The sequence below is a fragment of the Pseudomonas sp. LBUM1664 genome, from assembly GCF_059695895.1.
In genome coordinates this window covers 2,737,673-2,759,293 of the sequence record NZ_CP166791.1, presented here as the reverse complement: position 1 = coordinate 2,759,293, position 21,621 = coordinate 2,737,673, and the positions used below count along the sequence as shown (strand labels likewise).

16 protein-coding genes are annotated in these 21,621 nt (G+C 60.0%); 4 read left to right on the top strand and 12 right to left on the bottom strand.

Going from position 1 to position 21,621, the window contains the following annotated elements; translation table 11 throughout:
- Positions 1-63 precede the first annotated feature (63 nt).
- Positions 64-4,842 carry a dermonecrotic toxin domain-containing protein gene (locus ACA047_RS12990; protein ID WP_497359572.1) on the top strand — a complete coding sequence of 1,593 codons (4,779 nt, stop codon included), beginning with the start codon at positions 64-66 and terminating at the stop codon, positions 4,840-4,842.
- Positions 4,843-4,933: 91 nt separating this feature from the next.
- Here the strand turns inward: ACA047_RS12990 and ACA047_RS12985 are convergent, their stop codons facing one another.
- From ACA047_RS12985 to ACA047_RS12950, 8 genes are all read right to left on the bottom strand, one after another.
- Positions 4,934-7,309 carry an efflux RND transporter permease subunit gene (locus ACA047_RS12985; RefSeq protein ID WP_497359571.1) on the bottom strand — a complete coding sequence of 792 codons (2,376 nt, stop codon included), beginning with the start codon at positions 7,307-7,309 and terminating at the stop codon, positions 4,934-4,936.
- A 43-nt stretch (positions 7,310-7,352) separates the two neighbouring features.
- Positions 7,353-8,405: a WD40/YVTN/BNR-like repeat-containing protein gene (locus tag ACA047_RS12980; protein ID WP_497359570.1), complete on the bottom strand. Its 1,053-nt coding sequence runs from the start codon at positions 8,403-8,405 to the stop codon at positions 7,353-7,355.
- A gap of 321 nt (positions 8,406-8,726) precedes the next feature.
- Entirely contained in the window at positions 8,727-11,384 is a 2,658-nt protein-coding gene (pepN, locus tag ACA047_RS12975) for an aminopeptidase N (protein WP_497359569.1), read from the bottom strand.
- Between the two features lie 13 nt (positions 11,385-11,397).
- A complete protein-coding gene (locus tag ACA047_RS12970; RefSeq protein WP_497359568.1) occupies positions 11,398-12,228 on the bottom strand; it encodes a DUF2797 domain-containing protein in 831 nt (276 codons plus the stop codon).
- A complete protein-coding gene (locus ACA047_RS12965) occupies positions 12,225-12,485 on the bottom strand; it encodes a YeaC family protein (RefSeq protein WP_497359567.1) in 261 nt (86 codons plus the stop codon). The genes ACA047_RS12970 and ACA047_RS12965 overlap by 4 nt, the downstream gene beginning before the upstream one ends.
- Before the next feature lie 45 nt (positions 12,486-12,530).
- Positions 12,531-13,403, bottom strand: coding sequence for a rhomboid family intramembrane serine protease (locus ACA047_RS12960; protein ID WP_497359566.1), 873 nt, complete (start codon positions 13,401-13,403; stop codon positions 12,531-12,533).
- Entirely contained in the window at positions 13,400-14,374 is a 975-nt protein-coding gene (locus ACA047_RS12955; protein ID WP_497360335.1) for a metallophosphoesterase, read from the bottom strand. The genes ACA047_RS12960 and ACA047_RS12955 overlap by 4 nt, the downstream gene beginning before the upstream one ends.
- Positions 14,371-15,261, bottom strand: coding sequence for an NAD(+) kinase (locus ACA047_RS12950; RefSeq protein ID WP_497359565.1), 891 nt, complete (start codon positions 15,259-15,261; stop codon positions 14,371-14,373). Before ACA047_RS12950 ends, ACA047_RS12955 begins: the two co-directional genes overlap by 4 nt.
- Positions 15,262-15,364: 103 nt before the next feature.
- Here ACA047_RS12950 and ACA047_RS12945 point away from each other — a divergent pair, with 103 nt between their 5' ends.
- The gene (locus ACA047_RS12945; protein ID WP_497359564.1) at positions 15,365-16,330 is read left to right on the top strand and encodes a DUF1853 family protein; all 966 of its coding nucleotides are present in this window, start codon (positions 15,365-15,367) and stop codon (positions 16,328-16,330) included.
- 103 nt (positions 16,331-16,433) lie between these two features.
- Here the strand turns inward: ACA047_RS12945 and ACA047_RS12940 are convergent, their stop codons facing one another.
- Both ACA047_RS12940 and ACA047_RS12935 read right to left on the bottom strand, forming a co-directional pair.
- Positions 16,434-17,717: an arsenic transporter gene (locus tag ACA047_RS12940; RefSeq protein WP_497359563.1), complete on the bottom strand. Its 1,284-nt coding sequence runs from the start codon at positions 17,715-17,717 to the stop codon at positions 16,434-16,436.
- 290 nt (positions 17,718-18,007) lie between these two features.
- Positions 18,008-18,568 (bottom strand): NADPH-dependent FMN reductase, encoded by a 561-nt coding sequence (locus tag ACA047_RS12935; protein WP_497359562.1) that lies wholly within the window; start codon positions 18,566-18,568, stop codon positions 18,008-18,010.
- 185 nt (positions 18,569-18,753) lie between these two features.
- On the opposite strand from ACA047_RS12935, the gene ACA047_RS12930 reads away from it, so the two are divergent.
- Together ACA047_RS12930 and ACA047_RS12925 are read left to right on the top strand one after the other, a co-directional pair.
- A complete protein-coding gene (locus ACA047_RS12930) occupies positions 18,754-18,981 on the top strand; it encodes a hypothetical protein (protein ID WP_497359561.1) in 228 nt (75 codons plus the stop codon).
- A gap of 94 nt (positions 18,982-19,075) precedes the next feature.
- On the top strand, positions 19,076-19,969 hold the full coding sequence (locus ACA047_RS12925) for a LysR substrate-binding domain-containing protein (protein ID WP_497359560.1): 894 nt from the start codon (positions 19,076-19,078) through the stop codon (positions 19,967-19,969).
- Here the strand turns inward: ACA047_RS12925 and ACA047_RS12920 are convergent.
- Complete coding sequence (locus ACA047_RS12920) at positions 19,935-20,549, bottom strand: GNAT family N-acetyltransferase (protein ID WP_497359559.1); 615 nt, start codon at positions 20,547-20,549, stop codon at positions 19,935-19,937. The genes ACA047_RS12925 and ACA047_RS12920 overlap by 35 nt on opposite strands.
- Before the next feature lie 194 nt (positions 20,550-20,743).
- Entirely contained in the window at positions 20,744-21,505 is a 762-nt protein-coding gene (dnaQ, locus tag ACA047_RS12915; protein WP_497359558.1) for a DNA polymerase III subunit epsilon, read from the bottom strand.
- Positions 21,506-21,621: the final 116 nt, after the last annotated feature.

The window sequence follows — 21,621 nt, the reverse complement described above, 5'->3', positions numbered from 1 at the left end:
AGGGATGACGATACTTGTTTCGTCGTCATCCCGACGGCCATGAGTTTGTGAAAAGGACTTCTTATGACCTCGCCCTACCCGGCTGACACCGTCACCACGCCGGCGCAACGCGTCAGCCTGCAATTTGCCGACCGCCCGACCTTCGAGCGGGTCGTGCAAGACATGCTCGAACTGACCCTCAAGGAAAAATACCCCTCACGGGCCATCGACCTCACCACTGCCCAATTCGCCACCGTGGATGCTTCTTCTCGGGGCCCCAAGCTCCAACCGTTCATGCCCCTCGTCCTTGATTACCTGTCCCTGGGCACACCCGTGGATTTCTTACATGAGGGAACGCTGGTCAACCCTCATCTCGACTCGATTGCAGGCATCCTCTTGCCGGTCCAAAGGCTGGACATGACGGTCGTCGAAACACTTGTGCATGAACTGCCCTGGACGGTGCCGATCGGGCTGGAGGATGCGCTGACCCGCTATTGGAACGACGACATCGACACTCGAGTCCTAGCCGATACGCACAACAGCAACAACCGCTGGCGCTGGCTCAGCAACGAACTCAAGAACGAGCTGCATCTGCGTGCACTGCAACAGCCGGGCCTCACTGTCCCGGCACACGAGGCCCTGGACCAAATCATCCACTGGCCGGACCGGGAGCAACGTTTTAGCCACAACAGCCCCCCTGTCTACGCTTATAGCCTGGAGAGCATCGTCACCCAAGGTGCCTCCAGTGCCGTACTGCCGAGTAACGAGCTCCTGCTCCTTCATTTCACCCAATACGGGCTCGTCGTGCTGCTTTGCAGCCCCGGCAAAGCCGTGCAGTCCTTTGAGTCAATGGAGGCCTTCCTTGGTCATTGGAGCGAACATATCGCCAGCCGGTACGCTGTCGACACCGTCATCTGCCAACGCAGCGAGATCAGCGGCAATGCCTTCGACACCCAGGCAGCCATGATCCTGGAACAGCAGTTGGCTGACCTGAGGGCTGTACAGTTGCCCTCCCGAATCGGCCTTCAGAATCTGAGCACGCTATACCAGGAACTGAGCGATCCGGCCCGTTATCTGCTCGATGCCCCTCGCCCCACGCCTGAAGCGTTGGCACAAATCGGACCGTTGCTGCCCGAATGGATAAAAAGGGCGTCCGTTGTCGATCAAACAACGTTCCAGCGATACAGCCTGGCACTGGCCGGCGCCAAAAAACGCAGCGAAGGTCGAACCTTTCTCAGCGACATCACAGACATCCGGACCTTCACGGCCGACACCCTACTCAAGCACATGGAGCAAGCGAACGACAGCAGCCCGGACAAGGCTCACCCCAGCCAATACCAGCTCGACGACGTGGAACTGACCTTCACCGTGGTCGCGGGCTTACCCGCAGCCCCCGGTATCAGCGAGAAAATAAAGATGAGCCTGACCGAGCTGGCCATCAAGAATCTCGTCGCTAAACCCCAAGGACACCTAAAGCTCAGTCATCGCCGGGGCCTGACGCTTCCCGAGTGGCTGACGCCCGATTTCATTACCCGCAAGGGCGGGTTGATCGAACAGGTCGACATTGGCAAGACCTATCCTCGGTATCTGCAACAAAGACTGTTCGACGATCTGCCTCAAGCACAGGAACGTGAACGGCTGTTTGCCGAACAAATCCCGGCACAGCTGGTCCTCGACGCGCTGAAACGGATGCTCAATAACGAAAACGGTATGACCCGTCAGGGCCTGGCGCTTATTGAAACCCTGCTCGAACCCGACGCTGATGGCCAGCAGGTCAATGGCCGGCCCGTGGTCATCCGCCACCTGGCCTTCCTGCGCGAACCCGAGTCTGCGCCTGATATCGTGAGCAACATGTTCATTATCGAGCCGCAAGATCTCGAATCCGGCCCGCACCTGCTATATGCCCCACTTTATGCGCAATCGTTGCTGGAGTTCCCGACGCGCCAGGCACTGTTCCAGGCCATCGCCACACCCGGAAAGCTACAGAACAGTGTCCTGACCTGGATGTCCGACAACGCGCGCCAGGTATACAGCCTTGGCGGCTTCCTGGTGCCGCGCATTGTGCGTTTTTTTCAAGGCGACGAGTTCAGCCCCCCGGAAAACCCCGCCCCGGCGACACTCGCAATCGACGGTATCAACGGCGAACTGCTGCAATACCTGCACAACGGCAAGCTGATGCAATACCTCTATGGCAGTAATGTACAAGCCCTGGTCACCCAGGCCGACCGGGATTCAGTCTCTAACCGTGAAAGCCGCTGGGCGGTGTTTCGCGAGGGCGCCAGCCTGCTGTTCAGTACGCTACTGATGCTCCCCCTGCTGCCTGGCCCGCTCTTGACCGCCGCCTGGCTGGTGAGCCTGATAGGCAGCGTCGGCCACGACATCCCGGCCCTGAACAGCGAAGACCCGGTGGAGAGAGAGCTCGCCGCCGTCGATTTGCTGATCAACCTCGTCATGCTGGTTGGGCATTTTTCATCCACCAGCACGCCTACTCATACACCGCTGTCCGAAACACTCAAGGCCCAGGCCATGCGCCCACCCGCGCCACGCGCCATCCCCGAGCAGTGGCCCGCGTCGGCCCCACCACGCATTGTTGATGGCCCCGTAACCCTGCCTGGCGAACAGTCCGAAACCTCCAGCAAGACCGTGCTCTTCACACCGTCTGAACAGAAAAACATCCAACTGCAGCGCTTGCAGTTGCCGCTCCCCACTTCATTGCCTGAGCCGGTTAGAAGCGGCCTCTATAAGGGCTTGTACGCGATAGGCAACAAATGGTGCGCCCTGGTTGACGGCCTTCTCTATGAAGTCGCCCCTCAATCACCACTCAGCGCGATGATTGTCGACCCGCTCGACCCGGCGAGAAACGGCCCGATGTTGCAGGCGGACGAGCAAGGCAACTGGTCTATTGACCGACGCTTACACCTCGCGGGGGGGATGCCATTCAAGCGCATGGATAAATTGCGTCGTTCCACCACCCAAAGACGTATCGCATTGGTCAATGAACTAGAGGCGCACCTGGCGCAGCAGGAAGACGACCTAAGGGCCGTGGAAACGGCTCGGGATGTCATGAAGAGAGTCCAGGATGGGAACTATAAAGAGGAGCTGCGTGCACAAAAACGCACTCAGTATCTTGCATTGCTCAAGGAGCAGACCGACGGCTATCTGAAGCTGCTGGACAGCAACAAAGAACGCGCGGATCTGGAAATCCCCTTGTCCTCTGAAACCATTCGCTTATTGATGGCCAATGTGGTTCAAAACGCCCGAGCCGCCGTCGCGGTAGTCACGATGGATCTGGAGGCCTACTTTAAAACTCATGGCCAATTCACAAATGAGAGTACGGTATTCCAGGCAATCCGCGCCGACGTGCAAGGCTATTTGAAGTACCTCAACAGATTGATTGAGGTCACTGACCGCCAGATTTATTGGCTGGAACTCAGGGATAGCTACCTGGAGAAGTTGGCGAACAGGGGCTCGGCAGGTAGGCAAGAAGTCAAAAGACTGAACGAGAACCGTCCCCAAAACGAAAGCAATGCAATAGTCGTAAAATCCCTGCAGATAACCACACTCCCAGAGCTGACAATCAAGCATTTCAGTTCTGATCTGGCCGATGCCCTGCATGGCATCGTTAAACCATTGATAGAGCAGATGCGTTCCCACTCCGACTTACGAACGTACGAGGTGCTTCCATCGGAGCAGCTTGAGGTGCTGGAGACCCTGTCCGAGCATTATGGTCGGGCTTTGGACGCTTTGCAGGGGGTAAAAACCCTGTATGCGGACGATATAGATAAACCTCACTTCGACAAATTGTTCGAGCAGGTCAACAGCTTATATCAGGACGTGTCTCAGCAACTGGCCGCAGAAGAAATCAAAGCCCAGACGGAGTCGGGCGATGCTGCGCCTGCAAGCGAAACACCCACCAAAATCCCCCAAAATACCCGTGTCAAAAACCCTCGAAAAAAGGTGATCAGGACCCGCAAGAACGGTGTTTTGATTGGTGACATGAAACCGGCTGGCGAGGACCCGTCGCTTGAAATCGTCGAGTTACGCTCACAGAGCAACAATGAGCAGGTGCTTGCCACCTATTCGCTTCACGGCGACGTCTGGGACGTCATCGAAACAGCCCCACCGACCCGACCAATCCGACCGGCCCAAACGAGGCTGGTTAACGAAGTCATGGGCGACGGTGAACAACTGCTTTCCCAACTGGAAAAACGTTTACGTGATGCTGAAAGCTATACAGCACACTGCCGTTTTCCTCAGGAAATCGAGGAAATCATGAACATCGAGGTAAACCGCTTCCGCAAGGTTTCCCAAGAGCTCGACAGAGCCTTTACCGCATCGCAATCGCCGCGCACACCGGCAGATCAGCAGCTCACCCCACAAACGTCAGACACCGTTCAGAAGTTGGCCCAAGAACTGTCAGACGCCATTTCCAGCCTGACAACCAGGAGCCGTGAGCTGCGCACCCAACGGAGCCTGGAATTGCCGCCCACCGGCAGCAACCTTCAGTACCTGCTGGAACAAAAAATATTGAGAGTCGCACCGCCCGGCGAGCGCATAGCCCTGACAGGCCCCCGCCAGGACTTTCTCCAGGAATACGCCATCACGTACACCATCGAATACGCCACGTCCGCTGCCAGCAAGGGTAAAAACCAGGCACTGTGGTATGCACATTTCCACTACGAAACGGTCAACATCCCGAAAGGCTTCTACACCGCCGCGCATTTGAAACTCAAGGAACAACGCTACGATGGCGCGCAGTCGAAACCTAAAGGTGCTGAAAGCATCCGCCCTCAGGTGAGCGTGTATCGAGCACCGATCGGCAAATTCCTGGCGCAAAACGAGTTCTTGCCATTGGCTCCTTGATCGTTGAGAAGAGCCGGCTTGCCCGCTATACAGGCCCATGAAAAACAAAGCCGCAACCTGAGGGTTGCGGCTTTGTTTTCACAACAACCTATCAGTGAGCAAACAACGAATTGCCCTTCTGCCCCGCCAGTTTCTCAGGTTTGATCAAGAACCGCGCCAGAGCCGGCAGCAGCCACAGCGCACCGAACATGTTCCACAGCAACATGAAGGTCAGCATCAGTCCCATGTCGGCCTGGAACTTGATGGCCGAGAAGATCCAGGTGCACACACCGATGGCCAGGCACAGGCCAGTGAACAGCACGGCTTTACCGGTGGATTTCAGCGTCTGGTAGTAAGCCTCCTGCAACGGCAACCCGGCTCGCAGGAAGCTTTCGAGACGGCTGTAGATGTAGATGCCGTAGTCCACGCCGATCCCGACGCCAAGCGCCACCACCGGCAGGGTCGCGACCTTAACGCCAATGCCCATGAAGGCCATCAGGGCGTTACCCAGCACCGAGGTCAGCACCAGCGGCAGCACGATGCACAGCGTCGCCGCCCAGGAACGGAAGGTGATCATGCACATGGTCGCCACGCAGATGTACACCAGGATCAGGATCGTCAGTTCCGACTCCTTGATCACTTCGTTGGTGGCCGCTTCAATGCCGGCGTTACCGGCGGCAAGGATGAACTCCAGGCCATCGCGGTTGTTTTCCTTGGCGAACGCCTGCACCGCTGTCACCGCACGGTCCAGCGTCTCGGCCTTGTGGTCGTTGAGGAACACCAGTACCGGTGCCAGGGAGCAACTGTTGTTGTACAGGCCATCGGCCCGGGCGATGGAGTTGTTCAGCACGTCAGGGTTGCGCGACAGAGTTTCCCATTTCAGGTTGCCCTCGTTCATGCCCTTGATCATTTGCTTGGACACGGTCACCAGGGAGATCGCCGACTGCACGCCCTCGGTATTCTGCATCTTCCACATCAGCTCATCGATGGGCGCCATGGCTTCATAGCGCGAGCAGCCCTCGGCCTTGGTCTTGACCATCACCACCAGTACATCGGAGCTGGTGGAATAGTTGCTGATGATGAAGTTGTTGTCCTTGTTGTAGCGTGAGTCCGGACGCAGTTCCGGCGCGCCCTGGTCCAGGTCACCAATCTTCAGGTTCTGGCTGTACCAGAGGCCGCCGCCGAAGGCGATCACGGCCAGGGCAATCGATACCGGCGCGACTTTGGGGCTGGCGAAATTCGACAGCGTGCGCCAGAACGGATGCTCGCGAGTCGCGTCTTTCTTGCTGCGCTCGACGGCGCGATTGCTGATGCCGGCGTAGGAAATCGCCACCGGCAACAGGATCAGGTTGGTGAACACGATCACCACCACGCCAATGGACGCGCCGATGGCCAGCTCCCGAATCACACCGATGTCGATGATCAGCAAAGTGATGAAACCGACGGCATCCGCCAGGATCGCGATCATCCCCGGCAGGAACAGCTGACGGAAAGTGCGCCGCGCCGCCGTCAGGGCGTTGTCCGCCTCGCTGGACTGAAAGGCGATGCCGTTGATTTTCTGCACGCCGTGGGAAATGCCGATGGCAAAGATCAGGAATGGCACCAGCATCGAATACGGATCGAGCCCGAAACCGACGGCGTGCATCAAGCCCAACTGCCAGACCACCGCCACCAGGGTGGTGCTCAGTACCGCAACGGTGCTGCGCATGCAGTTCGTAAACCAGTACAACAGAATCAGCGTAATGACGAAGGCCACGCCGAAAAACATCACCACCATGATCAGGCCGTCGATCAGGTCGCCGACCTTCTTGGCAAAGCCGACAATGTGGATCTGCACGTTGGGGTTCTGGGCTTCGAACTTGTTGCGGATCTTGTCTTCAAGCTCGTGGGAGAACTTCTGGTAATCGAGCGCCAGCAACTTGCCCTGGTCCTGCGGGTCCGGGTAGGACTCCAGCAACGGGATGTCGATAATGCTCGATTTGAAATCGTTGGCCACCAGGCGCCCGACCTGGCCGGACTTGAGCACGTTGTTGCGCAGCAGGTCGAGGCTGTCGGCCGAGCCGTTATAGCTCTGGGGAATCACCTCGCCACCGGCGAAGCCCTCCTCCGTCACTTCGGTCCAGCGCACGCTCGGGCTCCACAGCGACTTGAGCCCCGAACGGTCGACACCGGATATGTAGAAAACCTCGTCGTGGATCTGGCGCAGGGTCTCCATGTACTCCTTGGAGAAGATGTCGCCATTGGTGGCCTCCACGGAAATCCGCACCGTGTTGCCCAGGTTCGACAGGTCGTTGCGGTGCTCAAGCATCTTCTCGATGAAGGGGTGCTGGAGGGGGATCATTTTTTCAAAACTGGTGGACGGCCGGATCAGCGTGGCTTGCCAGAACAGGAAAATACTGACCAGCAGGCAAATGACGATCACTGCCGGGCGGTTGTTGAAAATCAGGCGTTCGAGGAACGTCGCCTTGTCTTGGTGATGACTGCTCATTGGGTCCGCCTTCTTGTTTTTATGCCCGTCTTACAGGCGTGACTCATTTGCTCAGTTCGGCGCCGGTGGAGGTGGTGGCGCGTACGCCGCCCTGCCCCGCCAGAATCAGGTTGCCGTTGCCCGCAGCCGTGACGGCCGCCACGGAAATTCGATCCGGGCGATTGAACACGCTGAACGTCACGCCATCGTCGGTACTGCGCACCACGCTGCCGCCGTTGCCGACGATCACGATGGAGTCGTCCGGCGACAACGTGGCCCCAGACAGACCAAACTCCAGGGCTCCCCGAGCGGCCTTGAGCTCGACTTGTTCCCAGGTGCTGCCGAAGTCGGTGGAGCGATAAAGGTTGCCGCGCAAGCCGTAGGCCAGCAGTGTCGAAGGCTGGGCGGTGCCGATTACACCGAACAGCGAGCCTTCGTACGGACCTTCGAGCTTTTCCCAGGTCTGGCCCCAGTCGGCGGAGCGAAACATGCTGCCGGACTCGCCGACGATGAACAGCCCGGCGTCTTTCACCGCTGCGACAGCGTTGAGGTGGAACTGATCTTCGTTGTCGAGGCGGTCGCTGACGTCTTCCCAGTGCTTGCCGCCATCGGTGGTTTCAAACAGTGCACCGTAGGCACCCACAGCGAAGCCGTTGCTGGCGTCCTTGAACCAGACGTCCAACAGCGGCGATTCACGCGCAAGGTCTTCGAATTGCTTGGTCCAGGTGCTGCCACCGTCGTCGCTGGCGAGGATCTGGGTGTCGTGCCCCACGGCCCAGCCGTGTTTGTCATCGACAAAAAATACCGCGGTGAGCAATTGGCGGGTCGGCACTTTGGCCTGGGTCCAGGCGCTGCCCTGGTCGTCTGAATAGACAATGTGACCACGATCACCAACCGCGACCAGGCGCTGGCCGGCATGGACCACATCGAGCATCAGGGTCTTGCTGGCCTTGGCTGATTCGACGGAGTAGATGACATCGGACGTCGGCGCCGCAACGGCCATCACCGGTACCGACAACACAGCGGAGCCCAGCAGCGAGAGCGCCGAGGCCAGCAGCGCAACTCTGCGCAACACCGGCGGGCGGCAGCGGCCCACAGCCATGACAGGCTCATTCATAGACCTTTCCCCCATTATTATTGTTAGGTCATTCAACCCTTTCAGGGCGCCGTAAGCGGGCTCATCATGATTGCCGGTTCTGGAGCGTAGTCCTGAAACCTGCAATCTAGAGCCCCTTCGGAAGCTGACCTATCCTATCGGGCTTTGGAAAGGTCTGACAATCGACGCCACGTTATCTTTTGTTAACCACGGGGGTTGGCGCAAGGGGTGAATGGCGGGGTATTCGGTGGGGTGATGGCTGGAGACTGAGCGGCTACAGCGGTGACTGGTCTGCTCGCGATGAATACACCGCGGTCTGCCAGGCAGACCGCGGTATCAAGGTCACGCCAGGCTCTTGCTCACCACTTCAAACACATCGCTGGACAGCCCGCCGGACGCCAGGATGCGTTCCAGTTCGGCTTTCATCAGCGCCTGGCGGGCGCTGTCGTATTTGCGCCAGCGGGTCAGTGGCGCCAGTTGTCGCGACGCGATCTGTGGGTTGAAGCCGTTGAGCTGGATCACCAGGTCTGCCAGGAAGCGATAACCCGAACCGTCGGCGGCGTGGAAGTTGATCAGGTTCTGCCCGGCGAACGCACCGACCAGCGCCCGAACCTTGTTCGGGTTCTTGATATTGAACGCCGGGTGTTCCATCAGCGCCTTGACCCGCGCCAGGCCGCCTGGCAACGGGCTGCCCGCCTGGACGCTGAACCACTGGTCCATGACCAGCGGGTTGCCCTTGAAGTTTTCCGCGAACACTTCCAGGGCGTGGGCCCTCTCGGCTTCGAACAGCGAATTGACCAGCACCGCCAGCGCGGTAAGACGCTCGGTCATGTTATCGGCGGTGTCGAACTGCTCCAGGGTCGCACTCAGTACCTCAGGCTTGTCAGTCAGCATCAGGTACGACAGCGCGATGTTCTGCAATGCACGACGGGCGAAATGTTCGGCCTCAGCCATGTACGGCGTTCTTTTCGACAGGTCACGGTTGACTTCATAGCGAAGCCACAAGGCTTCGAACAGGCTTTCGGCCAGTTGCTGGCGGGCGAACTCGCGCGCGGCATGGATCGCCTCCACGTCGGCCACTTCGCTGATTTCAGTCAGATAGGCCTCGCTTGGCAGCGAGAGCATTTCCGCGACCATGGCCTGGTCCAGGGATTCGTCCGACAGCACGGTACGCAATGCGCTGACCAGGCGCGGGTCCAGCGCCAGGCGCTGGCCCTTCTGATGCTGGGCGATCAGTTCCTGCAACACCTGCACCGACAATTGCTGGCCAGCATCCCAGCGATTGAAGCCGTCGCTATCGTGCTGCATCAGGAACATCAGCTGATCGCGGTTGTACGGGAAGCTCAGCTTCACCGGTGCCGAGAATCCGCGCAGCAACGATGGCAAAGGTTTTTCGGCGATATCGACAAAGGTAAACGTCTGCTCGGCTTCGGTCACCGAGATCACCCGGGACGTGCCCTCTGCCGCCGCTTCGCCGGCCAGGCGCAGGGGGATTTCAGCGCCCTTGCTGTCCAACAAGCCCAGCTCCACGGGAATCACGAACGGCAGCTTTTCCAGCTTGTCCGGCGTCGGCGGGCAACTCTGGCTGAAGGTCAGGCTGTAGGTCTTGGCCGCTGCGTCGTAGGACTCGCTCACCGCCAGACGCGGTGTGCCGGCCTGGCTGTACCAGCGTTTGAACTGGCTCAGGTCGACATCGTTGGCATCTTCCATGGCCTTGATGAAATCATCGCAGGTCACCGCCTGGCCGTCGTGGCGTTCGAAGTACAGGTCACTGCCCTTGCGAAAACCCTCAGGCCCCAGCAGGGTGTGGATCATGCCGACCACTTCCGAGCCCTTTTCGTACACGGTCAGGGTGTAGAAATTGGAAATCTCGATAAAGCTGTCCGGGCGCACCGCGTGAGCCATGGGGCCAGCGTCCTCGGCGAACTGGTGGGTGCGCAGGTAGGCCACGTCCTGGATGCGCTTGACCGTGGCGGAGTTCATGTCGGCCGAGAACCCGGCATCGCGGAACACCGTGAAGCCTTCCTTGAGCGACAGCTGGAACCAGTCGCGGCAGGTCACGCGGTTGCCCGACCAGTTATGGAAATACTCGTGGGCGACGATCGCCTCGACCCGCTGATGCGCGGCGTCGGTGGCCGTTTCGGCGCGGGCCAGCACGGCGCTGGAGTTGAAAATATTGAGGCCCTTGTTCTCCATGGCGCCCATGTTGAAGTCGTTGACCGCGACAATCATGAAAATGTCCAGGTCGTATTCACGCCCGTACACCTCTTCGTCCCAGCGCATCGACTTCTTCAGGCTGGTCATGGCGTGCTGGCACTTGTCGATGTTTTCTGGCTCGACATAAATGCGCAGCGCCACGGTGCGCTCGGTCATGGTGGTGAAGGTGTCCTCAACGCACCACAGGTCACCGGCCACCAGGGCAAATAGGTAAGCAGGCTTCTTGAACGGGTCTTCCCAGGTCGCCCAGTGCCGGCCATCTTCACCGGGACCGCTGGCAATCGGGTTACCGTTGGACAGCAGCACCGGATAGCTATGCTGCTCAGCCACCACCGTAGTGGTGAACTTGCTCATGACATCCGGGCGGTCGAGGTAATAAGTGATCTTGCGGAACCCTTCGGCCTCGCACTGGGTGCAGAACATGCCGCCGGATTTGTACAGGCCTTCCAGGGCGGTGTTGGTTTCCGGGTGGATCCGCACGGTGGTATCGACCGTGAAGGCCTCGGCCTTGGGCTGCAGGGTCAGATAACTGTCGTCCAACTGGTAATCGCCCTGCCCCAGGTCGGCATCGTCGAGCTTGATCGAGACCAGCTCAAGATGCTGGCCATCAAGGACCAGGGGCGGCAAACCGGCACCGCGCTCGGGGTTGCGGCGCATCACCAGTTGCGCATGGACCAGGCTATGGTCCTCGAACAACTCGAAGGTCAGGTGCGTCTCGTCGATCAGGTATTCAGGCGCCTGATAGTCCTTCAGGTAGATCATCTTCGGTTGTTCGGTGCGCATGGGTCGAATCCTTCTACTGATGCACGGCGAGCTGGTAAGCCGTGTATTTACGAATGTTGATCACGCCGGTGTCGAAAATCAGGTACTGGCCCTTGATCCCCAGCAGCGTGCCTTCGGCAATCGGGTTCTTGTCCAGGTTGAAGCTGACAATCTTGGCCGGGTATTGCTCCACCGGGTAGCGGATCTCGATAGGCTCGACGTCCGCTATGGTCTGGATCGCTTGCAGGCCAAATCGTTCCTGTAAACCCTGCAACCCCTGAGCACAGCTTTCGAACAGTGAATCACGGATGTGTGGCAAGTCCACCGCAGCGGCGTCACCTTTGAGCAATGCGCGCCAGTTGGTCTTGTCCGCCACCTGGCTGCGGAACAGGTCTTCGACAAACCCCGATTGCTGGCGGGTAGCAACCCGCAGGATCGGCAGCGCCTGGCTGGCGCCCTGGTCCAGCCAGCGGGTCGGCAGTTGCGTGGCGCGGGTGATACCGACTTTCACGCCCGACGAATTGGCCAGATACACCACATGATCGGTCATGCAGAACTGCTCGCCCCAGGCCGGATCGCGGCAAGTACCCGCCTCGAAGTGGCAGCGCTCGGGGCTCATGATGCACAGGTCGCACTGGGCCAACTTGGTCATGCAGGGGTAACAATAACCCTGGCTGAAGCTGGTCTTGGTCTTGCGCCCGCAATGGCTGCAGTGAATCGCACCGAGAAACTCCAGGCGTACCGTGCTACCGATCAACGGATTGACCGGCACCTCGGTATCACCCAGGCGAAAGGCATATTGAACGGTCGGCCCGTCAAGGCGTGCCGACATTTTGCTGATTGCACCACGGCCAATCTCGATCAATGGATGGCGTCCGACTTGAACAGGATGTTTGGCACCTCGGTCGACTTCGACTGGCACTCCTGCGGGCCCATGTAGCCAGTGCGCTCTTCTTCAGGCAGGTTCTGGATTTCCCAGGCAATCATCGCCTGCAGCGACAGCTCACGCTGTTCGGCAGTGAGCTTGTTGCCATCGGCCCATTTACCGATTTCCACCGCCAGTTTCAGGCTCTGGTAGATGTCGGGGGTGATGTTTTTGATCATTTCGTTGAACGAGGACATGGAATCTCCGCGCAATCGCGCATTTTCAAGAGGTACAGGTGCCAATCAGCGGGCCATTTTACGGCGAGCGAACAGCCCGCCCAACAAACCCGTGAGGCAACCGACGAGCAGCCCGCCGACGTGGGCCCCGTTGGCGATTTCACCGAAACCGATCAGCGAGACCAGCCCCGACAGGCACAACACCAACCACACCAACATCATCACCAGCACCCCACGGGGCAAGTGATAGGCCGGGTTCGGTGCCAGCAGCTGATAGATCCAGCAATGCCCAAGCAGACCGTACAACACGCCGGACAAACCGCCGAACAGGGTCGGGCCGCTGAAAAAATACTGGGTGAAATTAGATACCAAGCTGAACAGCAGCGTCAGCCCCAGCAGGTTGATACCGCCCTGACGCGCCTCAATCCGCCGCCCCAGCTCCCAGTACCACATGCCATTCATGGCGATGTGCAGGAACCCGAAGTGGACCAGCATCGGTGTTACCAGGCGCCACCACTGCCCCGCCGCCAGGCTGTCGGCCAGGGGGGTGAACTGGATGTAGTCGCCGACGACGTGAAACTCCAGGAAAGTCAGCCAGCGCAGGGTCTCAAGATTGTCCCCCAGCAGGGTCACGGCACTGACGATCAGGCTCAACAGCAACACCAGGGCGGTGACCGGACTGTGGGTCAGCTGTTGGATAAAACCAGGCCGCCGCGAAGTGCTGCCAATGGCCGGCAGCTCCAACTGTTGTTCAGGGTCGCCGGCCGGGAAACGCGCGTACAGGGAACGTACGTCTTCGCTGATTTCGTCCGGCACCCAAAGCACTTGCTCGCCCGCCTCCTCGCTGACCCTATGAGGCACCTGCATACGCTGCAGCAGCTTGACGAAGCCGCTCAAGTCCGCCGCCAGGGGCAAGCGCAAGACCGCGACGATACTCATTGCATCACCTCCGGCCGCTCGACATCGACCCAGACGAACTTGTGCGGATCCAGTCGGGTTTCCTGGTCCAGGCGATAAGCCACCAGTTTGCCGTAGAGCACGGCGCTGTAGTCCAGGCATGCGAGGTTCTGGCGGATCGGCGCGGGTTTGCCGCTGCGCCAATAGTGGCCGACGAACAACAGAGGCTCATGGACGCCATAACGCAGCAGATTGTTCTTTTCATCCGGGGACAGCGGCGTGCGGGCCACAGGCTCAGGCAAGGCATCGGGCTGGAACACGATGTCGCCGTAGGTCTGCGGGTTGTCTTCCCAGAACTTGGTGCGGAAGAACGAGCGGGTCAGGCCGTCGCCGCCGGTGAGCGTCAGGCCATGGGGCAGACGCATGTCGGTGCCGCGCAGCAGACGATCGAACACCGTGCAGGCGAAACTGCCCGGTTGCGCCGAGGCCTGGAGGAAATGCTCATCGATGCAGCCATTCGGGAACAAGCTCCGCAGCGGGTCGATCAGACCGGCGTCCCAGCAGGCATGCACCACCCGGAAACGGCCGGCGTCGACAAACAACGGCAACTCGTAGAACCACTTGAGGAAGTCATTCCAGTCACCGGGATGCTGCTCGAATTGGGTCAGGGTTTCGCTGAGCAGGCGGGCATGACGCGGGGTGTGCTCGCGCACGTAGCGCTGGCCACTGCCCGGCAGCGCCGGCGTGCTCCACCCCAGGGCATTGAACTCATGGTTGCCCATGATGCACAGCGCCTGGCCAGCCACGACCATGTCGTGGACGATGTGCAGCGCTTCGCGGATGCGCGGGCCACGGTCGATGATGTCCCCCAGGAATACGGCCATGCGCGACGGATGCCGCCAGACTCCGCCCTGCTTGTGATAACCGAGTCGGTCCAACAGGTGTTCCAGGGTCAGGGCGCATCCGTGCACGTCGCCGATCAGGTCGTAACTGCGGGCAGGATCGAGCATCAGTCGCCTCCACCCCCCAAGCGACTGCCCCAGCCGAGCTTGGTCCGGCAGACTTCGTAGTAATTGTGATCCAGCGGATGGATCAGGCGCAGCTTCTGCGCCTTTTTGCTGATGGTGATGGTGTCACCCGGCGCGCAGGTGAAATGGTTCTGACCATCACAGGACACTTGCGGGTAGATCTGCATATCCTTGGACACAACGATTTTCAGCTCACTGTTGCCATCGACCACAATGGGTCGCCCAGATAAGGTATGGGGGTACATGGGCACAATCACAATAGCGTCGAGCTTGGGATGCATGATCGGGCCGCCTGCAGAAAGCGCATAGGCCGTCGATCCGGTGGGCGTGGCGACGATCAGGCCGTCGGCCTTCTGGCTGCAGACGAACTGGCCGTCGATGTACAGCTCGAATTCGATCATGCGCGTGGATTTGCCAGGGTGCAGCACCACGTCGTTGAGCGCATCGCCCTGACCAATGGCCTCGGCATGACGGCGCACCTCGGCCTGGAGCAGGAAGCGGTTTTCCACCAGGTAGTGGCCATCCAGCACTTCGGCAACCTTGACTTCCAGCTCGTCAGGGCGGATATCCGTCAGGAACCCCAGGCTGCCCCGGTTGATCCCCAGCACCGGAATGTTATGCCGCGCCAGTGCCCGGGCAGCCCCCAGCAGGCTGCCGTCGCCACCGACCACAATCACCATGTCACAGACTTCGCCGAGCATCTTGCGCGACGAAGTCTGCAGGCCATGGCCCGGCAGCACTTCGGCGATGGTATCTTCGAGGATCACATGCAGGTGCCGCTCCAGGAGGAAACGTTTGAGACGGCGAACGGTGTCCAACACCTGCGAACTGCCCAGGCGACCGATGATGCCGATATTGCGAAATTGCTCCATGAGGCTCCTGCGAGGGTCTGCGGCGGGCGAAAACCACGATTATGGGCGAAAGCGGTCCATAGACAAAATTCTTTAAGCCTTCCCCGCAGGCTATGCTCGCAAAATGATCCTGTTTCCCGAATTGCTGGACTTGCCCCGCCGCCTGCGCCATCCCGAAGTGCGCGATTTGGCGTGGGCGATACTTGCCCCGCCGATGCTCATCGACACGCCCTGGCCCCAGCGCCACCCCCTGACCGGCAGCGACTGGGTGCAGCAGCCCCAGCGACTGGAACAGTGGCTGCGGCAACTGGACCGCGACAGCTATCCGTTGCTGCACTGCCTGTCCCAAGGACGGACGCGGCGCCTGGGCCTGTATTACGAAAGGCTGTGGCAATTTGCCGTGCAGCACGCGCCGGGCATCGAACTGATCGCCGCGAACCTGCCAATCCGGCGCGAAGGCCATACGCTGGGTGAACTGGACCTGCTGCTGCGCGACGGCGAAGGCATCCATCACCTGGAACTGGCGATCAAGTTGTACCTCGGCCCGCCGAAGGGTAACGGACAGGACACCGCGCAGTGGCTCGGCCCGGGCTGCCATGACCGGCTCGACCGTAAACTGGCGCATTTGCGCGAGCACCAGCTACCGATCTCGGCGCGCCCGGAAAGCCGTGAGGCCCTGGCGACGCTGGGCATTGAACCGTCGGGCATCGAGCTGTTTCGTTCCGAGCTCTGGCTGGGCGGGTACTTGCTTTATCCCTGGCCCGGCCAGGCTGAACCGCCAGCCGGTGCACACCCCAGGCATTTGCGCGGCAGTTGGCTGCATCAGCGGGACTGGCCGGCGTTCGTCGCCCAACGCCCTCCAGGCCGCTGGCAACCCCTGCCCCGCGCCGCCTGGCTAGCCCCGGCCCATTATCCGGCGGACCAGACCTGGAGCGACGAGCAACTGGACGCCTGGCGAATGGCTCTCGACCCCATGGCGTCGGCGCAGTTGATGGTGCGCCTGACGGAAAACGCCGAGGGTGAGTGGGAGGAAGCCGAGCGGCTGTTTCTGGTGGCGGATCTTTGGCCGAATGTGCCGGGCAATGGCTGAGTTTTTCGGTGTCTGCCAGGGCCTCATCGCGAGCAGGCTCGCTCCCACACTTGGAATGCATTCTCCCTGTGAGCGAGCCTGCTCGCGATGAAGCCACCTCGGTTTAAATGGACAACCGCAACGCCAGCGCCGCCAACGTCACCAGCAACACCGGCGCAGTCAGTACGATCCCGACCTTGAAGTAATACCCCCAGCCGATCCGGATGTCCTTGCGCGCCAACACGTGCAACCAAAGCAGGGTCGCCAGGCTGCCGATCGGGGTGATTTTCGGGCCCAGGTCGCTGCCGATGACATTGGCGTAGATCATCGCCTCTTTCACCACACCGGTGGCCTGGCTGGCATCGATAGACAAGGCGCCGATCAGCACCGTGGGCAGGTTGTTCATGACCGACGAGAGCAACGCCGTCAACAACCCGGTGCCCATCGCTGCGCCCCAGACGCCATATTCGGCGAAACCGTCGAGCCAGTGGGCCAGGTAGCTGGTCAGCCCGGCGTTACGCAGCCCATACACCACCAAGTACATGCCCAGGGAAAAGATCACGATCTGCCACGGAGCTTCCTTCATCACCTTGCGGGTGGATATCTTGTGACCCCGGGCCGCAACGGCCAGCAGCAACGCGGCGCAGACGGCCGAAATCGCGCTAATGGGAATGCCCAGCGGCTCCAGGGCAAAGCAACCCAGCAGCAGAATCACCAGCACCGCCCAGCCAGCATAGAAAGTTGCCGTGTCGTGGATCGCCGTCGCGGGGTCGTCCAACTGATGCGGGTCGTAGTCGCGCGGGATATCGCGGCGAAAGAACCACATCAGGATCCCGAGGCTGGCCGCCACGCTGACCAGGTTCACCGGCACCATCACCGCCGCGTAGCGGTTGAAACCAATGCCGAAGAAGTCCGCCGAGACGATGTTCACCAGGTTCGACACCACCAGCGGCAGGCTCGCGGTGTCGGCAATGAAACCGGCACCCATCACGAACGCGAGGGTCGAGGCAGGCGAAAAACGCAAGGCCAACAGCATCGAAATCACGATGGGCGTCAGGATCAGCGCCGCGCCGTCATTGGCGAACAACGCCGACACCAGCGCGCCCAACAGCACCATGAAGGCAAACAGCTTGCGCCCACTGCCCCGCCCCCAACGGGCCACATGTAGCGCCGCCCAGGCGAAGAACCCCGCCTCGTCCAGCAACAGGCTGATGATGATCAGCGCGACAAACGTACCGGTGGCATTCCAGATGATGTGCCACACCAGTGCAACGTCGCCAACCTGCACCACCCCGCTCAACAAGGCCAGCAACGCGCCGAGCGTCGCACTCCAGCCGACGCCGAGCCCCTTGGGTTGCCAGATCACCAGCGTAATGGTCAGCAGGAAAATCAACGACGCAATGAGCATGCGCAACAACCTTGGAAGAGGGATTGAACAGAAGAAATCAGCAGCACGTGCCGGCCAGTGCCTTGAGGACTTCAACGCGAGGGTGAGCATCGGGCATGGCGAGCGAGGGCGAAGATAGGGAGTTTCAGATATCCAGTAAAGCGCGAACTTCGATTACACATGCATCTATGGCGAGGGAACTTGCTCCCGCTCGGTTGCGCAGCAACCGCCAAAAAGGAGCCTGCTTCGCAGCCCGGCGGGAGCAAGCTCCCTCGCCACAGGTGTTTGTGGTTTTCCTGAAATTTCGGGGTTCAAACCTTTTTATGTTGCTCAACCCACTTGCCATAAGCATCAATGAATTTTTGCAGGAACGGCCTCACGGACTCCGACAGGTCGCCTTTATCGTCGAACGCCGTCCCGGCGCCGCTCAGGTAGGCTTCTGGCTGCTGCATGCAGGGCACATCGAGAAACACCAGGGACTGGCGCAAATGATGATTGGCACCAAAACCACCGATGGCGCCCGGCGACGCACTGATCACCGCGCCCGGCTTGCCGCTCAGGCAACTTTGACCATAGGGACGCGAGCCGACGTCGATGGCGTTCTTCAGCGGTGCCGGCACTGAACGGTTGTATTCAGGGGTGACGAACAGCAACGCGTCGGCTGCGCCTACCTGCTGACGGAAAGTGCTGTAGGCTGCCGGCGGCGGCGACACGTCGATGTCTTCGTTATAGAGCGGCAGTTCGCCGATTTCGATGATTTCCAGCTTCAGGTTGGCCGGTGCCAGATCCGCCAGTGCCAGCGCCACCTTGCGATTGATCGATGCCTTGCGCAGGCTGCCCACCAAAACGGCCACAGTGTAGACATTACTCATGAGAGGCTTCTCGACTGTCGACTCAAAGGAGCCTGTAGTTATAGATGATCGAAGTCACAATTGGACCAGTGGAGCGACGAAAATTTTTCGGCTGGACTATTTTTTTCTTGTAAGAAAACTTACCGCACTTGACCAGGGTCTACAGAACCGCAAATCGAGTGATCTATTTCCAGAGGTTCTAAGCAATGGCAGCAGTACTTGTCGGACAATTTCATGCGCGGGACGCCGAAGGTCGCGTCTATTCGGTGCATGAATTCCAGGAATCGACCCCGTCGCACGACGGAAACGGCAAGGAGCCTGTCACTACCTATAAGTTGGCCATCGGTGATCGTGTCAAAAAACGCGAAGAAAAAGACGAGTTTGAGTTGGTGCAGTCCGGAGTCGTTCTAAAGCGCGAACGTAAACACAAATAGCTTCATAACCTGCGGTTATGAGCAGAAGTCGTGCCCGGACTTGGGTTAGGATTCAGCCACTCAATGGCTCACCCGCCGAACATGGACTTCTTGCATGCGTTTACGCCACATCGAAGTGATCCAGGCGCTGCTGCAAACCGGCCACCTCGGCACGGCAGCCGAATGGCTGCAGTTGTCGGTGGCTGAGGTCGAGGCAATCCTGCGTGATGCCGAGGCTCAACTGGGTTTTATGCTGTTCGCCAGTGTTCGCGGGCGATTGCAGGCCACTCGAGAAGCCCTGGAGTTGCGCGACGGCATCACGCGCGTATACGACACCCTCGAACCCGTGCAGCGGCTGGCCAGCAGCCTGAAACACTATCAGGCGCCCCCCCTGCGCATCATCTGCACCCCGCCGCTGGCCCAGCAGTTACTGCCCCAGAGCATCGCCGCCCTGCGTCGACGCCATCCGGATGCACCGTGCACGCTGCTCAGCCAACCGACCCGCGACATCGTCCACAGTCTTCTGCTGCGCGAAAGCGACCTGGGGTTGAGCTTGAACGACCCTGAACACCCCGATATCCATTGCCAGATGATTGCCCAGGGCAAACTGCAATTGCTGGCGCCCCACGGCTGGCTGCAACCGCGGCAAAAGTACATTTCGATTCAGGATCTGGCGGGGCAGTCGTTGGTGGGCCTGGACGGCCACGACCCGCTGAGCCCGGCGTTCGACCATAAACTGGGGGCGCTACGCCCGGCGCCGGTGATCCAGATCCGCGTCCAGACCCATCAAATGATGCGCGCCATGGTCGAGGCCGGCGAAGGCCTTGCCATTGTCGACCCCTTCACCGCTTCAGGCGCCAAGGGTGGCGGGCTGGACGTATGCCCGGTATCACCCGCCATTCCAATCTGCCTCTACGCCCTGAGCCTGAACGGCACGCCCCCCTCGCCCGCCATCCAGTCGCTGCTCGAACTGCTTACGGAACAAGCCGAGGCGTTGCTGAACCACTGATCGACATGCCCAGCGGATCGTCGAACAACCGGTACCAGAACAGCGCCACTTCGGCGGTATCGCGGTCAATACCGCGATAGCGCAAGTGATCGATACCGCCGAGCACGTAACCGCAACGCTCATAGAGCCGGCAAGCTCCCAGATTGTTGTTCTGGGTTTCCAGCATGATCCCCGGCAGTTTTTTCTTGCGGCTCCAGAATTGAGCAACGTCAAGCAGCGCCTTGGCCACCCCGTGGCGACGGGCCGGGGCGTGCACCGCCAGTTCGTCGATGTGGGCAAAACCGTTCCAGTTGGTACTGACCACCAGATGCCCTACCGGCTGGTCATCAAGATAGGCCATGAAGATCTCGCTGTCCGGGGCATCGCGGAAACTGCTGAACTCCTCTGGATCGATGCCATAGCACTTTCGATAGGGAACAATGGGCGTCACCGGCCATTGGCTTACGGGCCGGCCGATCTGTGCGGTACCGTAGTCGCTGACTTCGAAGCTGAAGTCACTGCCCCAGATGTAGGCAGCGAAGCCGTCATCGACGACGCGCACCGACAGACCGGGGTGCTTGGGGTTCATGACCGGTTGCATACTGGGGAAGGTCCTCATTCCTTGAGACAACCAACGGCGCGATGCCATCCATTGCCCTTGCCTCTCAAATCTTCACACATCAAACGGGATCCATAGCCTGCCGTTACCTCAGGTTAGAAGGTACTGGCGATTGTGGCGAGAAATGAACAATGGATGACTTTGTGGGAGCGGCCTCGCTCCCACAAGGGACTTCATCAGTTCGCTGCGGCCTGCGACTCAGCCAATTGCGCCCACAGTGCCGGAGCACCCGCAGACTTGGCGATAGCTTCCAGACGCGCGGCATGTTCGGCCAGGTCGCTTTCGCTGGCGCGGATGATCCGGGACGGCCGACGGTCAGCGGGCAAACGACGAATTTCCGTAGCCTGGTTGCCCGAGCCTTCGCCGGTGCCGTTGCCATCCGAGGCATTGCCGGCCAGGGACAAGCTGGTCTGGCCGCCAGTCATGGTCAGGTAGACGTCGGCGAGAATCTCGGAGTCGAGCAAGGCGCCGTGCAGTTCACGGCCGGAGTTGTCGACGCCGTAGCGTTTGCACAAGGCATCGAGGCTGTTGCGCTGCCCCGGGTGCCGTTCCCGGGCCATCATCAGGGTATCGAGGATGGTGCAGTGCTGAGTGATGTCAGCCCGCTCATGCTGGCCCATCAGGGCGAATTCGTTGTTGATGAAACCAACGTCGAACGCCGCGTTGTGGATGATCAGCTGCGCGCCCTGGATGAATTCGAAGAACTCATCGGCCACTTCGGCGAAGCGCGGCTTGCCTACCAGGAACTCGTTGGTAATACCGTGAACGCCGATGGCGCCCTCATCACTTTCACGGTCCGGTTGCAGGTAAACGTGAAAATGGCGGCCGGTCAGGCGCCGGCCGATCAGCTCGACACAGCCGATTTCGATAATCCGGTGACCATCGGTCACCGGCATGCCGGTGGTTTCGGTATCCAGTACAACAGATCTGTTGGCCATCAGTGTTCAGCTCTCAACGGGCATGCTTGCAAAAGCGCGGATGTTAACACGCTCCTGTGGCGAGAGGATTTACCTGGGAGCCAGGCTTGTGGAGGCAAAGTGGATTGTGCGGGAGC